Origin of the sequence: Psychrobacter sp. AOP7-A1-24, from assembly GCF_052376235.1 — a bacterium.
GTDB lineage: Bacteria > Pseudomonadota > Gammaproteobacteria > Pseudomonadales > Moraxellaceae > Psychrobacter.
The window spans coordinates 71,536-85,282 of record NZ_JBQSVM010000010.1 but is presented as its reverse complement, the minus strand read 5'-3'; the positions used below and the strand labels follow the sequence as shown (position 1 = coordinate 85,282).

At 43.0% G+C, this 13,747-nt stretch carries 12 protein-coding genes and 1 tRNA gene; 9 read left to right on the top strand and 4 right to left on the bottom strand.

The features are described 5' to 3' along the window. Nucleotides 1-158: 158 nt before the first annotated feature. Nucleotides 159-1,709, bottom strand: a complete 1,551-nt coding sequence (locus tag ACT3QQ_RS05540) for an alanine/glycine:cation symporter family protein (RefSeq protein ID WP_444527219.1) — start codon at nucleotides 1,707-1,709, stop codon at nucleotides 159-161. Between the two features lie 953 nt (nucleotides 1,710-2,662). Here ACT3QQ_RS05540 and ACT3QQ_RS05535 point away from each other — a divergent pair. The 4 genes from ACT3QQ_RS05535 to ACT3QQ_RS05520 all read left to right on the top strand — a co-directional run bounded on the left by ACT3QQ_RS05535 (nucleotide 2,663) and on the right by ACT3QQ_RS05520 (nucleotide 6,387). After that, nucleotides 2,663-3,280, top strand: coding sequence for a LemA family protein (locus tag ACT3QQ_RS05535; RefSeq protein WP_444527221.1), 618 nt, complete (start codon nucleotides 2,663-2,665; stop codon nucleotides 3,278-3,280). Between the two features lie 123 nt (nucleotides 3,281-3,403). Beyond that, nucleotides 3,404-4,588 carry a TPM domain-containing protein gene (locus ACT3QQ_RS05530; RefSeq protein WP_444527218.1) on the top strand — a complete coding sequence of 395 codons (1,185 nt, stop codon included), beginning with the start codon at nucleotides 3,404-3,406 and terminating at the stop codon, nucleotides 4,586-4,588. A 71-nt stretch (nucleotides 4,589-4,659) separates the two neighbouring features. Further along, a complete protein-coding gene (locus ACT3QQ_RS05525; RefSeq protein WP_444521346.1) occupies nucleotides 4,660-5,184 on the top strand; it encodes a TPM domain-containing protein in 525 nt (174 codons plus the stop codon). A gap of 204 nt (nucleotides 5,185-5,388) precedes the next feature. Further along, nucleotides 5,389-6,387 carry an adenosine deaminase gene (locus tag ACT3QQ_RS05520; protein ID WP_444527217.1) on the top strand — a complete coding sequence of 333 codons (999 nt, stop codon included), beginning with the start codon at nucleotides 5,389-5,391 and terminating at the stop codon, nucleotides 6,385-6,387. A 101-nt stretch (nucleotides 6,388-6,488) separates the two neighbouring features. On the opposite strand, the gene ACT3QQ_RS05515 is transcribed toward ACT3QQ_RS05520, so the two are convergent. Next, nucleotides 6,489-7,289, bottom strand: coding sequence for an SIR2 family NAD-dependent protein deacylase (locus ACT3QQ_RS05515; protein WP_444527216.1), 801 nt, complete (start codon nucleotides 7,287-7,289; stop codon nucleotides 6,489-6,491). Nucleotides 7,290-7,324: 35 nt separating this feature from the next. Here ACT3QQ_RS05515 and ACT3QQ_RS05510 point away from each other — a divergent pair, with 35 nt between their 5' ends. Then, nucleotides 7,325-7,687: a hypothetical protein gene (locus tag ACT3QQ_RS05510; protein WP_444527215.1), complete on the top strand. Its 363-nt coding sequence runs from the start codon at nucleotides 7,325-7,327 to the stop codon at nucleotides 7,685-7,687. Nucleotides 7,688-7,815: 128 nt separating this feature from the next. Here the strand turns inward: ACT3QQ_RS05510 and ACT3QQ_RS05505 are convergent. Continuing rightward, nucleotides 7,816-7,892, bottom strand: a tRNA-Arg gene (locus tag ACT3QQ_RS05505). Between the two features lie 314 nt (nucleotides 7,893-8,206). Here ACT3QQ_RS05505 and ACT3QQ_RS05500 point away from each other — a divergent pair. From ACT3QQ_RS05500 to queF, 4 genes are all read left to right on the top strand, one after another. Continuing rightward, nucleotides 8,207-8,863 carry a c-type cytochrome gene (locus ACT3QQ_RS05500; protein WP_444527214.1) on the top strand — a complete coding sequence of 219 codons (657 nt, stop codon included), beginning with the start codon at nucleotides 8,207-8,209 and terminating at the stop codon, nucleotides 8,861-8,863. A gap of 317 nt (nucleotides 8,864-9,180) precedes the next feature. Beyond that, complete coding sequence (locus tag ACT3QQ_RS05495; RefSeq protein WP_444522850.1) at nucleotides 9,181-10,143, top strand: ABC transporter ATP-binding protein; 963 nt, start codon at nucleotides 9,181-9,183, stop codon at nucleotides 10,141-10,143. 29 nt (nucleotides 10,144-10,172) lie between these two features. After that, the gene (locus ACT3QQ_RS05490; RefSeq protein WP_444521392.1) at nucleotides 10,173-10,946 is read left to right on the top strand and encodes an ABC transporter permease; all 774 of its coding nucleotides are present in this window, start codon (nucleotides 10,173-10,175) and stop codon (nucleotides 10,944-10,946) included. 65 nt (nucleotides 10,947-11,011) lie between these two features. Further along, nucleotides 11,012-11,896, top strand: coding sequence for an NADPH-dependent 7-cyano-7-deazaguanine reductase QueF (gene queF / locus ACT3QQ_RS05485; RefSeq protein ID WP_444527213.1), 885 nt, complete (start codon nucleotides 11,012-11,014; stop codon nucleotides 11,894-11,896). Nucleotides 11,897-12,002: 106 nt separating this feature from the next. Here the strand turns inward: queF and ACT3QQ_RS05480 are convergent, their stop codons facing one another. Beyond that, the gene (locus tag ACT3QQ_RS05480) at nucleotides 12,003-13,721 is read right to left on the bottom strand and encodes a proline--tRNA ligase (protein WP_444527212.1); all 1,719 of its coding nucleotides are present in this window, start codon (nucleotides 13,719-13,721) and stop codon (nucleotides 12,003-12,005) included. Between the last annotated feature and the right edge of the window lie 26 nt (nucleotides 13,722-13,747).

Here is a 13,747-nt window from a genome sequence, read left to right as displayed (position 1 = left end):
TATTAAAACAGCCCGTATGAACGTGATTTTCGATGTTTATTGAGGAGCTATTTTATAATGAGGTATAGAGTTATTCAAAAATAAAAAGCCCGAGAACATAGTCTCGGGCTTTTATTTGCAGTTAGCATGATTGAACAATCAAAACGTTTAGTAAAAGATTATTTACGTAAAGGGTCTGCGTTCATTTTCTTTTGCTCTTCTAGATGACGCTCTTCCCAGTATGGTGCATTTTTGATACCGAACTTAGCAGGATCAAAAACGAATCTCTTAGCAGTTGTACCACCACCTGCTTTAAGCTGTGCTTCGTAATCCCTTAGGATATCGATAGCAGGGCGTGCGACAAAGAAAATCACAATAATGCCAAGGATGTTTAACCAAGCCATTAGACCAACACCAACATCGCCAAGTCCCCAGATATATCCTGAGCTATTTAGAGCACCATAAGCAACCATAAACATGATTATAAGCTTAACGATAAACTGACCAGTTTTACTGGCTCCCGTACCCATAGAACGAGTCAGGTATGAGATGTTTACTTCAGCGATATAGTAATATGCCAAGATAGTAGTAAAGGCGAAAAAGAATACTGCTACTGCGATGAAAGTATTACCGAAAGTACCATAAACTGATTCCATTGCCATCTGTGTAAATGCAGGCGCATTGATTTCAGTAGTGGCGGCAACATTCTGTACGATGAACTGACCGTCTGGTAGCGTACCCTGGATGTTGTACATACCAGTAGACAAGATCATGAAAGCGGTAGCAGAACATACTAGTAATGTATCGACATATACTGAAAATGCCTGTACCAAACCCTGTTGTGCAGGGTGATCAACAGCGGCAGCAGAAGCAGCATGTGGACCTGTACCTTGACCTGCTTCATTAGAGTAGATACCACGTTTTACGCCCCAACCAATGGCAGCACCAAAACCTGCTTGTGCAGTGAAAGCATCGCCAACGATTGCACCAAATACTTGTGGAATCATACTGAAGTTTGCAAACATGATAAGTAGCGCTAGTACAATATAACCTAGTGCCATAAAAGGAACAGCATATTCGGTAAAGGTAGCAATACGTTTGATACCACCGAAAATAATGAAGCCTAATACAACTAGAACAATGCCAAGGGCAACAATACGAGTAGTGCCCGTTTCTATTCCCATGAAGGTCAGAGCTGAGCCTTCACCTGCAACTTGAGCGACAGCATTGATAACGCCGTTTGCTTGTACACCAGGTAAGAATACGCCACAAGCCACAATCGATGCCACGGCAAACAAAATACCGTACCATTTCTGACCGAGTGCGCGCTCAAAATAATAAGCAGGGCCACCACGATATTCACCCGTGACGACGTCACGTTCTTTATAAATCTGACCTAACGTAGACTCAATATAAGCGGTAGAAGCTCCTAGAAAGGCCACAACCCACATCCAGAAAACGGCGCCTGGACCACCGAAGCCGATAGCAGCAGCTACCCCAGCGATGTTACCCATACCCACACGTCCTGCGAGGGACACGGCAAGCGCTTGAAATGATGAGATACCATCGTTATCAGGTTTACCTTTAAATAATAGTCTGAGCATTTCTTTGAACAAGCGAACTTGTACAAAGCGTGTCATGATGGAATAGAAAAGACCAGCGCCCAAACACAGATAGATCAGTGCTGGACTCCAGATAATTCCATTTACTAAATTAACTAAACCTTCCATATGTATATTCCTAGTACTGTCTCAAGGTGGCGCTATTTGCTAGGAGTAAACTAACTGGTTAACTTACTTATTGAAGTTAAGCAGTTAAAATCTCTGCATTGACTTATCTACTATCTAAGTCTCATGTGTGCTTAGCCACCAAGAACGGACTGTAGTTGTCTGTCTTTATCCGCTTACGCTTAGCCTTTCACGATTGACCACTTGTACAATATCAATCACTGATAATATCAGTTACGTTTATGATTGTATTGCAATCTACACTACTGCGGTATCCTTGCATCTTACGATGGATGAGATCAGCTGTCAGGCAACTCACGGATAAAACAGGGGATTATATAGTTGAATATCCATCACCATGATGGCATTCAACTTGTTATGAGCTGTCCTGAGTGAATACATGACTGGTATGGCGAATTGAAAATATTAAGTGATAATCTGTCAGTTAATTGACATTTTTACTGAAAAATCAATAACTCATTAATACTAATCAAGCTATAAGTCCACTACCAAATGTATTCAAACCGTACGGCTACGTAACAGCAATTTGCCATATTTTTATACTAATTACTAGAAATTTCTTTGTCAGTAGTAAATATATTCATACTTTGTTCGGTAAATACACTAGCAGGATTTAAACAATATATAAATAATTGTTTGTACTTTCAGAATATTTTGTCTAGCTATGCTGTACGATTAGATTTTTTCCCTGTATATCTCGCTATAAAGACACGTTATTGTTAACGTCAAGCGGTTGTGTTTTGGTAACGGTCAATTGTAAAAAGCTGGTTATAACGCCATCATTAGTACAACTTCTTTTGATATTATGCCGATAGGGTCATGTATAGATATATGCTATATAAAATGTATGACTGAGGTATGAATAAAAAGAAAACTTAAAAAATACTAAAAATGTAGTACTAGACATCTATTATTTATTACTAGGAGAGTTAATGATGATGCGTAAATCTATTGTGAAGCCAATGTTGCTAGCTGCTTTATTGACAACTTCTACTGTTGGTCTGAGCGGCTGTGGTTATAATAACCTGCAGGCACAAGATGAACAGGTCACTGCTTCATGGTCAGAAGTGGTCAACCAGTATCAGCGTCGTTCTGATTTGGTGCCAAACTTAGTGAAAGTTGTACAGCAATATGCCGAGCAAGAGCAGGAAGTGTTTACGCAAGTGGCTGAAGCTCGCTCACGTGCAGGCGGTATCACTGTGACGCCAGAAGTACTCAATGATCCAGAAGCGATGGAACGTTATGCAGCTGCCCAAGAGCAGATGACAGGTGCCTTATCACGTTTGATGGCAGTATCTGAGCGTTATCCTGAGTTAAAGTCAGACGCACTGTTTCAGGATTTACAAGCACAGTTAGAAGGTACTGAGAACCGTATTGCCGTTGCTCGTAACCGCTATATTCAAGAAGTGCAAGGGTACAATACAACGGTACGTCAATTCCCCACCAACGTCACAGCAAAAGTATTTGGTATGGATACCAAGCCCAACTTTAGTGTGGCTAATGAAGAAGCGATTTCAACGGCGCCTAGTGTTGATTTTGGTGATTCTGAATAAAGTTTGAAAATAATGTGATGATAGAGTGGCATAAGCGGCTCTGTTTATTTAGCTAATAGTTTGGTGATTACTAGCTAGACTCTATCAATTGGTAAAGATGTTATCTGAGGTGGTATAGATTAGATGAATAATTCAAAAGCAATCTTATCAGCATTACTGTTTACGTTAGGTGTGGTCAGCGTGCCGGTATCGCATGCTGCACCTAATGATACGGCGGTGGCGACAGATAGCACCTCGAATCTGCAAAACCGTAGCGTTGAAGAGTTGGTGGCTGTTGCTAAAGCAGATGAGTCTAACGAAGCAATCAATGATGCTGTATTGAATAACGATGCCATCAATGAAGCGGTGCTCGGCAACGAGGCTATCAATCAAAACGCAGATAACCAAGACCCAGCAAATGAGACAACCAGTGCTCAAACAACCGAACAGCCGCCGGTACGTTCAAGTGCTGAGGGTGTGGATGCTGATAAACTGATACTCAACGAACCAGTCGTTGATCAGGCCAATATTTTAAATCCCCAAGAAAAGCTGCGTCTAGAGGCGCAGCTTCAAAGTATTTATCAGGAAGGTCTAGCACAGGCAGCGGTGGTTATCGTACCAACTACCAATGGTGTACCAATATTCGATTATGCATTGCAAGTTGCTGAGAAGTGGGAACTGGGTGATGAAGCTATCGACGACGGCCTATTGATTGTCGTCGCTGTCAATGACCGTGATATGTATATCTTAACGGGTTATGGCTTAGAAGGTGTCTTGCCAGATGCGGCGGTCAACCGTGTCATTCGAGAAGACATCACACCACTATTCAAACAAAATAATTACGGTGCTGGGATAATCGCTGGTGTTGAAGCGCTCAAAACGCGTTTAACCGCCGATCCTGAAGTGTTAGCTCGTGCTGATGCACAAGCTGCAGAACGTACTGCTCAGCAAAGCTCAGACGATATGCCGTCACCTATTTTCTTATTTATTATGGCGATGATTTTTGGTAGCTTTATTACCAACATATTTGGCCGAGTCTTTGGTTCTATCATTACCGCTGGTGGGTTTTTTGCAGGTTCGATGGCATTAGGTGGCGGTTTCTTCATGACGTTGATTATGGCAATATTTATCTGGATGTTTTTGATCTCACGCGGCGGTGGCGGTGGAAAAGGCGGCGGCGGTAAAGGTGGGCGCAGAGGCGGCATGATTTTCTTACCAGGTATGGGCGGCGGCAGTGGAGGCGGCTTTGGCGGTGGTGGTTTCGGCGGCGGCGGCTTTGGCGGTGGCGGTGGTGGTTTCGGCGGCGGCGGCGCAGGTGGCTCGTGGTAAGTATTCCACATGATCGAATAAAATAGATTCTAAATAACCATCGAACATGACGTACTTGAGGAAATAATATAATGGTAGAAAACAACGCTTCAACTCCCAGTTTTGCCCGCTGGTGGCGTCAAGTTTTGTTCGTCCCTTTATTACATAGTAAGTGGCTGACAACAGACTCCAAAGCGCGCCTAACAGAAGCTGTGACACGAGCTGAGCGTGGGCATCGAGGTGAGGTGTTTTTAATTGTAGAAAACCATCTGCCTATTCAAGAAGCCTACCGCATGAACTGCCGCGAACGAGCCATTGATTTGTTTAGTGAATATCGTGTCTGGGATACGGAAGAAAATACAGGTGTCTTGATCTATGTCAATGTATGCGAGCGTAAATTAGAGATTGTTGCAGATCGCGGTATTAGTGCTCATGTTAGTCCGACTGTGTGGAATGCCATGTGTGAAAAAGCGGTATCTGGTATTGCTACTCAAAAAACAGAAGAGAGCTTAGCTGAACTGCTGGATGAAGTGGGACAGGTGCTACGTCAATACTATCATCTAGAGCATGATCCAGAAGGCAATGAGCTGTCCGATACAGTGGTATTTCTAAAGTAGTGTGTGTCTGGTGTGGTTTTATTAAGACGCTTACTTTTATAAACAGGTTATCTATACGGTCAAAGGGTTTTGTTTTAGGCAATATACTTTTAGTGTTAAAATGATGGTTCTGGGACAGATAATGCCTTGTATATGCATGGTTTGATTATCTTACTTTGCAACATTTACGATGGCTCGTCCCGATAACGCCATTATTGGAATACTATGATTGAGTTAATAAAGAAACTACCAAAAGCTGAACTTCATCTACATATTGAAGGTTCTCTCGAGCCTGAGCTGATGTTTAGATTGGCTAGAAAGAACAACGTAGAGATACCTTATAAAGATATCGAAGATGTACGCAGTGCTTATAATTTCACCAATCTGCAGACCTTTTTAGATATCTATTATGCGGGCGCAAACGTTCTGCTCACAAAAGATGATTTTTATGATTTGACGTGGGAATATATTCTTAGATGTGTCGAAGACAATGTCATCCATACAGAGATATTCTTTGACCCACAAACGCATACCGAACGCGGCGTGCCTTTTGAAGCAGTAATTACAGGTATTAAAGAAGCACTGGCAGATGCCAAAGCAAAATACGGTATTACATCATGCATCATCATGTGTTTTTTGCGTCATCTATCGCAAGAAGAAGCGTTTGAAACGTTAGAGCAAGCACTGGATTATAAAGACGACATTATTGGTGTGGGTCTGGACTCATCAGAATTAGGCAACCCGCCATCGAAGTTTAAAGAGGTCTTCCAAAAAGCTAAAGAAGAAGGCTTTAAGTTGGTCGCTCACGCAGGCGAAGAAGCAGACTTTTCGTATATCTACGAAGCGTTAGATTTATTGAATATCAATAGAATTGATCACGGTGTGCAATCTATAAAAAGCCCAGAGTTGATGCAAAGACTCAAAGATGAGCAAATGCCACTGACCGTTTGCCCGAACTCAAATATCGAGCTAAAAGTTTTCGAGACTTATAAAGAGCATAATATTAAAGAGCTTTTAGATTATGGTCTAAATATCAGTGTTAATTCAGACGACCCTGCGTACTTCAAAGGTTATGTGAATCAAAATTTCATCAATCTGTATGAGAACCTACCGATTACAGAAGACGATGTAATTACATTAGTAAATAACTCTTTTAAATCGGCATTTATAAGTGACGAGTTGAAAGAAACTTATTTGGCGAGAGTGGATCTTGCGTTGAAATAACTTTAACGAGTTCGTTATGAGTAGCAAAGGCGTAACGGTTTATACAAACCGTTACGCCTTTTTTGTTGCCTGTCGTTAGTAATACTTACGAGCAGTAGCAATTATAAAGCAGTAATATTTTCTATAAGCAGTGGCAGTATTATTCCAGCCTTTTCTGCTAATAGGATATCGACGATAGTATTTGGTGTTGGGTCAGGGTTTATTTCGATAACTTGCGCGCCATTTTGTTTGGCTAGCTGTGCTAAACCAGCAGCAGGATAGACCAAGCTTGATGTACCGATACTGAGAAATACCTCGCAATTAGCCGCAGCTTCTTCGGCAGTCTGCCACGCTTGTACAGGTAGCGCTTCGCCAAACCAAACAATATCTGGTCTGATGTAGCCGTCGCAATGCGGACAGGTAAGCAATGTTTCATCGAAATTCATAGTATCTTGGTTATCATATGATGCTTTTAGTTGTTCCTGATAGGGTATCCCACACTGACCACAGCGGTTGCGCCACAGATGACCATGTAGGTGTTTCACTGCGCTACCAGCCTGCTCGTGCAAATCATCGACATTTTGGGTGATAAGTGTCACCTTTTGATCGGTGGTTTGTGTATGATACTGCCACTGAGCCAACGCATGATGCGCTAGATTTGGCGCTTTGTCTGCGACTAGTTTCCGCCGCCACTGATACCATGACCATACTAGCTTTGGATCACGAGTGAAGGCTTCAGGGGTTGCCAGGTCTTCGACACCGTAGTTCTCCCACAGTCCTGTTTGCTTATCTCGAAACGTCGGAATGCCGCTTTCTGCTGAAATGCCAGCGCCAGTCAAAATACAAATACACTGTTTCGATGCTAGCAGTTGTGCTGCAAGTTTTACTTCTGCTATTAACGCTGGTGATAATTCTGCTAACATGAGCCAACTCTCGCTAATAATGGATGTTTTTACTTATGATAGACGGAATTTGGTGGCTTGTCATATTGTGCGCTGTCATCGCAGTTTTATGGTTTGTGGCAAAATCACGCGGCGCAAAAGCAGGTGAAAAGCAGAGTGGCGCAAACTCAAAAAATGTAACACCGAATGATGCTCTGCAAAAAACATCAGCGATATTAAAGCAGTATTTTGCTAATTATCGAGTCACACGTAAGGCGAACCATTTGCTCGTTAGCCAACAAGGCAAAAAAATAGCGATGATTACGATTGATAAAAAGATCGCTGAAGGTCAGCGCCGTTTGGGTGATGTGCCAGTGATTAATTATCACCGTGTACCTAGCCGCGCTCAATTGACTGCCAGTTTACAAGACGCAGAATAAGTTTTGTGTAGGTGAGAGCTTCAGAAGCATACGAGCACAGAGAACATACGAAAGTGTCGGTTCAATAAGTATGGGAAGTTGAGGGTAGTGCTGAGGAAGTATTGGGGTAAAGATGTAAATATTGTAATTGGTGCGCTCGGCGGGAATCGAACCCACGACCCTCGGCTTCGGAAACCGATACTCTATCCAACTGAGCTACGAGCGCATATGATAACTGGCATAAGGTATCTAAAAATAAAGACCGCTTAGTCTAACAAATAAAAAGCATAAAGCCAATAAATGACAGTCGCGATTGAGGTTTTTTAAGAAAAAACAGCCAAGTCATTAAACAAGCATGGCAATTTACCTGCCTTTTCCCTTATAATGTTGGGGAGAATTCATATTTATAATCACCGATTGCAAGCGTGCTGGTACGCGGGATGGCTATCTGCTATTGAAGACTTAGAGGTCATCAAAGGAGGACAGACAGAATGTCCGAGCCGTACCAGTCCTTGCATATGTAATAAGAGAACGTGACGAATGAGAAAAGTAGTTATGTTATCGGCAGCTGCCATTCTAGGAATCGCTAGTATCGCGGTGAGCCAAGCTGAAGATATTGTAGACACTCCTGTAACTGCGTCAGACGTAGCAGAAGGCCAAGAGGTCGTAGAAGCTGCTCCTGAAACGCTAGGTGATGAGCCCCAAGCTGCTGCAGATACGACAGACGGTGCTGAGCCTACTGACGAAGCTGCTCTAGCAGAAGGCGAAGAAACTGCTGCTGCAGCGCCTGCCGACGACGAAGAGCCAATCCCGCAAGATACGCCGCAAGTGCAGAAATTAATTGCTTTGTATCCTAATTTGATTGCTCGTATTCAGCCGGTTGCCAATATCTGTTTTGAAGATGATGAAGTTTGCGATGTAACGGCACGCTCATCTGGCCCATCTGCTGGCGATGGTCCTCGTGATGGTAAAGCGGTATATAACGCTGTATGCCAGACTTGTCATTCAGCAGGCTTACTAGGCTCTCCTATCTTTGGTGATGCTGGTGCTTGGGGTCCACGTATTGCAAAAGGCAAAGAGACGCTATATACCCATGCTATCAATGGTTTCAATGCGATGCCTGCTAAAGGCGGAGCGGATATCCCTGATGAAGAAGTCCAAAATGCCGTAGATTATATGGTTGCAGAAGCTAGCTAATCTTTATTGATTAATTGCTAAGCTTTTATGATCTATATCTATAAAGCGCCTATTTCAGTAATGAGATAGGCGCTTTTTCATGATGAGTATTATTAATATGGTACTTCAAATATAAGGCAGTTGAAATTCGTCATTAGTAGCCTCATTTTATGAGATTAGTTCACTTATTACAGTACATTGTTTCTTTTAGATAGTAGAGTGTGTTGAACATTTTTGTACGGCTTCTGCCCATATGATAACGATAGTTGAATGTTCAACACGGCCTATTATTCTAAAATCGCATTTTATATAAACTGATAACAAATAAAGAGGTCTTCATGTCTGATGCACCAGCACTCTCTATAAAGAACTTATCCAAGACCTATGATAATGGCTTCTCGGCATTAAAAGGGGTTGATCTAACGGTACCACAAGGCGGCTTCTTTGCATTACTTGGACCGAACGGCGCGGGCAAATCTACTATGATTGGTATTATTAGCTCATTGTTTAAGCCAACCACTGGTAGCGTTCATATTTTTGGGACAGATTTATTAGAGAACCCTTCGATTGCTAAGCAATATCTTGGTGTTGTACCACAAGAATTTAACTTTAATATGTTCGAAAAAGTCGAAGATATTCTGATTACGCAAGCGGGGTACTTTGGTATTCCAGCAAAAGAAGCCAAACCACGTGCAAAGAGACTATTAACCGCTCTAGGACTATGGGACAAGCGCGGTAGCAAATCACGTGAGCTATCTGGTGGTATGAAACGCCGTTTAATGATTGCGCGCGCATTGATTCATAAGCCAAAGTTATTGATTCTAGATGAGCCAACTGCTGGTGTCGATATTGAGCTTCGTCGCTCGATGTGGGAATTTATGCAGCAAATTAACATCGAAGAAAAAACCACTATTATTCTGACGACTCATTATCTCGAAGAAGCTGAGCAGTTGTGTAAACGTATTGCCATCTTGGATCACGGTGAGATTCGTATCAATACGGAAATGAAAGAGCTACTGGCGCAGCTGTCTGTAGAAACGTTTGTATTTGATTTGGATACACCGCTCACTGAGCAGTTGGCTCTGACAGGAGTCACGGGTGTATCACAACCAGATGAACAGACGCTAGAAGTTACCTTGACAGAAGGTGAGTCACTAAACGGTGTCTTTGATCAATTATCTGAGAAAGGTGTCAGTGTGGCGAGTATGCGCAATAAAGCCAACCGATTAGAAGAGTTGTTCATGCGCTTGGTAGACAAAAACATTCAGAGTGCAGACAGCATGAAGGAGGCGGGATTATGAGTCAGAAACTAGTCGATCATAATAAAACAATGTCATGGAGCAAAAAATGGATTGCGTTTCGCACTATTTGGTTGAAAGAAGTGCGCCGTATTTTGCGTATTTGGCCGCAAACATTGCTACCGCCAGTTATCACGATGAGCCTGTATTTTGTCATCTTTGGTAAGATGATTGGTTCACGTGTGGGAGAGATGGGCGGCGTGCCATATATGCAGTTTATTGTACCTGGCCTGATTATGATGTCGATCATTACCAACAGCTACTCTAACGTAGTCTCAAGCTTTTTCAGTGCCAAATTTACATCCAGTATTGAAGAGCTTTTGGTCTCACCAGTATCTAAGCATGCTATTTTGATGGGTTATATCAGCGGTGGTATCTTCCGTGGACTGGCCATCGGTGTGATTGTCTCGATAGTAGCGCTATTCTTCACGGACCTTGGTATTGAGCATTTATTTGTGACTGTATTTACGGTACTTGGCACATCTATCTTGTTTTCATTGGGCGGCTTTATCAATGCCGTATTTGCCCGTTCATTCGATGATATTTCTATCGTTCCAAGTTTTGTTTTGACGCCATTAACCTATCTTGGCGGTGTGTTTTATTCGATGGAGAATTTATCGCCGTTTTGGCAAAATGTCTCGCTATTGAATCCTATCGTCTATATGGTGAACTCATTCCGTTACGGTATTCTTGGCTATTCTGATGTCAATGTCTGGTACTCAATGGCAGCTATTTTTGTATTCTGTGCGATATTCTATACCATCGCCTATCGCTTGCTAAGTAACGGTTCGCGCGTGCGTCTGTAGTACGCATTATTTGCTGAACATATTATTTAGGGCAAATTTTAAACAGATTAATATTAGGAAAAAAGATGAGTATTCACGGTATCTTGGGTGAGCAAACCACAGACTATCCAACTGAGTATAGCCCAGAGACGCTATATCCTATTGCACGCAGCATGGGACGTGATGCGATTGGTTGGCAAGATGATAAATTGACCGTTGGGGTAGACTGGTGGCAGGCTTTTGAGATATCTTGGTTGAATCCGCAAGGTATCTCGCAAGTAGCGATTGCGCGTTTTGGTATCCCTGCCAGCTCACCATTTATCGTAGAATCAAAATCGCTTAAGTTATATTTGAATAGCATTAACTTTACCGAGTTCGCCAGTTGGAACGATGTACAAGCGTTGATTGCAAAAGACCTGTCAAACTGCTTGCAAGCAGATGTACAAGTAGCATTATTTGGTTTAAACGATGACTTGAATGACAAAGCGACAGGGTTACTTATTGCTCAGCCTAAAGGGGTTTGTATTGACGAGGCGCTAGCAGATAGCACGGACAAAGTTGCTTTAACGGAACATCCTGACGCGACCTTGCTGAGTGAAAACGAAATAGAGGCGAGCAGTGAAAGCGTGGTAAGTGATGGTACGCAGCCGTACATCTTCTATTCCAATCTGCTACGTAGTAATTGTCCAGTGACCAATCAGCCAGACTGGGGGACGTTAGCCGTATCGATTACGACTGATAAGCCTTTTAATAATGCAAATATGCTACGTTATATATTGAGCTTCCGTCAGCATAACGGCTTTCATGAGCAGTGTGTTGAGCAGATATTTGCTGATTTGAGCCAACACTATCAGCCAAGTGAGCTAATGGTACGAGCGTGGTATACGCGCCGAGGTGGTATTGATATCAATCCTTGCCGTGTTAGCGATATCAGTTTATTGCCACAGCCGAGTCGCCTAATCCGCCAGTAAATTCTAGTTAAAAAGTATAATATCGAATATTTTTAAGCTCATAAAAAAGCGCCTATCTCACATAATGAGATAGGCGCTTTTTGTTATATAGTCTCTATTTACAAAACTATTTACTGCTTACTTTTGCCATGACTTCTTCGCGGCTTAGCATTTGCTTTTCAGCTTCACGGCGATTGACGTATTCATACTTACCTTCAGCCAAGTTACGGTCTGAGACTACGATACGATGTGGAATGCCAATTAACTCTAGATCAGCAAACTTCACACCTGGACGCTCGTTACGATCGTCAAGCAGTACATTGATACCTTGTGCTTTTAGCTCTTCATACAGCGCTGTTGCCGTTTGCATGACGGTTTCTTCTTTTGATTTCATCGGTATGATGGCGACTTCAAAAGGAGCGATTGAATCATCAACGGTTGGTGTGGTTGGCCACATGATACCGTTTTCATCGTTGTTCTGCTCAATGGCAGCGGCAATGATACGGCTCACACCAATACCGTAGCAACCCATCATCAGCGTGACTGGCTTGCCATTCTCACCTGATACGGTACAGTTCATTGCCTGTGAGTATTTATCACCCAACTGAAATATATGACCGACTTCGATACCACGCTTGATTTTGAGCGTACCTTTGCCATCTGGAGAAGGATCACCTTCTTCTACATTGCGCACATCAACGATACGAGTGATGCGAGTATCACGTGCCCAGTTCATACCGATGGTATGTTTGTTCACTTTATTAGCACCGCAGACAAAGTCTGACAATGTAGCGGCTGAACGATCAACAAAGACAGGCATGTCTAGGTCGACACCGATATAGCCTTTGTGCAGGCCAGCGGTTTTTAGCTCTTCGTCAGATGCTAGGGTTAACGGCACATTGGCTTCTTCAATTTTCTCAGCTTTGATGGTGTTGAGCTGATGATCGCCACGCAATACGACAGCAATCAGTTGCGGCTCATCATCTTCAGTATGGCCATGGACAATTAAGGTTTTGACCGTGGTTTCTAATGGTACATCTAAATGCTCAGCTACCATTTTACAGCTGGTCATGCCTTCGGTTAGAACGTCTTCACGCTCCATTTTTGGTGCTTGACGCTCGGCAGTGCTGACCGATTCTGCCAGCTCAACGTTGGCAGCATAGTCAGATGAGTCCGAAAACGCAATATCGTCTTCGCCGCTATCTGCTAATACATGGAACTCATGGGATGCAAAACCACCGATAGAGCCTGTATCTGCTTGTACTGCACGGAAATCTAAGCCCAAACGGGTAAAGATGCGAGTATAAGCATCATACATATCATGGTAAGTCTTGGCCAATGACGCTTGATCTACATGGAATGAGTAAGCATCTTTCATGGTGAACTCGCGTGCACGCATCACACCGAAGCGTGGACGAATCTCGTCACGGAATTTACCTTGAATCTGGAAAAAGGTAATCGGTAGCTGCTTATAACTACGCAGCTCACCTTGGGCAAGATTGGTAATGACTTCTTCATGCGTTGGGCCAAGCACAAAGTCGCGATCATGGCGGTCTTTAAAACGCAATAACTCAGGACCGTAATCATCAAAACGTCCGGTCGTCTGCCAAAGCTCAGCAGGCTGAGTCATCGGCATAAGCACTTCTTGTGCGCCGACGTTCTGCATCTCTTCACGAACAATGCGTTCGACCTTTTGTAAGATGCGTAGACCCATCGGCAACCAAATGTACAATCCAGAAGCAATCTTGCGGATAAGACCAGCACGCACCATCAATTGGCTTGAGGCGATGTCGGCGTCACTTGGGGTTTCTTTTAGTGTGGCAAATAAAAATTGACTGGCTTTCATAAATAAAGCGTAACCTTATCAACGAT

Excerpts from the sequence above, each read along its gene's own strand:
- ACT3QQ_RS05540 (WP_444527219.1), bottom strand. The coding sequence starts at position 1,709 with ATGGAAGGTTTAGTTAATTTAGTAAATGGAATTATCTGGAGTCCAGCA.
- ACT3QQ_RS05535 (WP_444527221.1), top strand. The coding sequence starts at position 2,663 with ATGATGCGTAAATCTATTGTGAAGCCAATGTTGCTAGCTGCTTTATTG.
- ACT3QQ_RS05530 (WP_444527218.1), top strand. The coding sequence starts at position 3,404 with ATGAATAATTCAAAAGCAATCTTATCAGCATTACTGTTTACGTTAGGT.
- ACT3QQ_RS05525 (WP_444521346.1), top strand. The coding sequence starts at position 4,660 with ATGGTAGAAAACAACGCTTCAACTCCCAGTTTTGCCCGCTGGTGGCGT.
- ACT3QQ_RS05520 (WP_444527217.1), top strand. The coding sequence starts at position 5,389 with ATGATTGAGTTAATAAAGAAACTACCAAAAGCTGAACTTCATCTACAT.
- ACT3QQ_RS05515 (WP_444527216.1), bottom strand. The coding sequence starts at position 7,289 with ATGTTAGCAGAATTATCACCAGCGTTAATAGCAGAAGTAAAACTTGCA.
- ACT3QQ_RS05510 (WP_444527215.1), top strand. The coding sequence starts at position 7,325 with ATGATAGACGGAATTTGGTGGCTTGTCATATTGTGCGCTGTCATCGCA.
- ACT3QQ_RS05500 (WP_444527214.1), top strand. The coding sequence starts at position 8,207 with ATGAGAAAAGTAGTTATGTTATCGGCAGCTGCCATTCTAGGAATCGCT.
- ACT3QQ_RS05495 (WP_444522850.1), top strand. The coding sequence starts at position 9,181 with ATGTCTGATGCACCAGCACTCTCTATAAAGAACTTATCCAAGACCTAT.
- ACT3QQ_RS05490 (WP_444521392.1), top strand. The coding sequence starts at position 10,173 with ATGTCATGGAGCAAAAAATGGATTGCGTTTCGCACTATTTGGTTGAAA.
- queF (WP_444527213.1), top strand. The coding sequence starts at position 11,012 with ATGAGTATTCACGGTATCTTGGGTGAGCAAACCACAGACTATCCAACT.
- ACT3QQ_RS05480 (WP_444527212.1), bottom strand. The coding sequence starts at position 13,721 with ATGAAAGCCAGTCAATTTTTATTTGCCACACTAAAAGAAACCCCAAGT.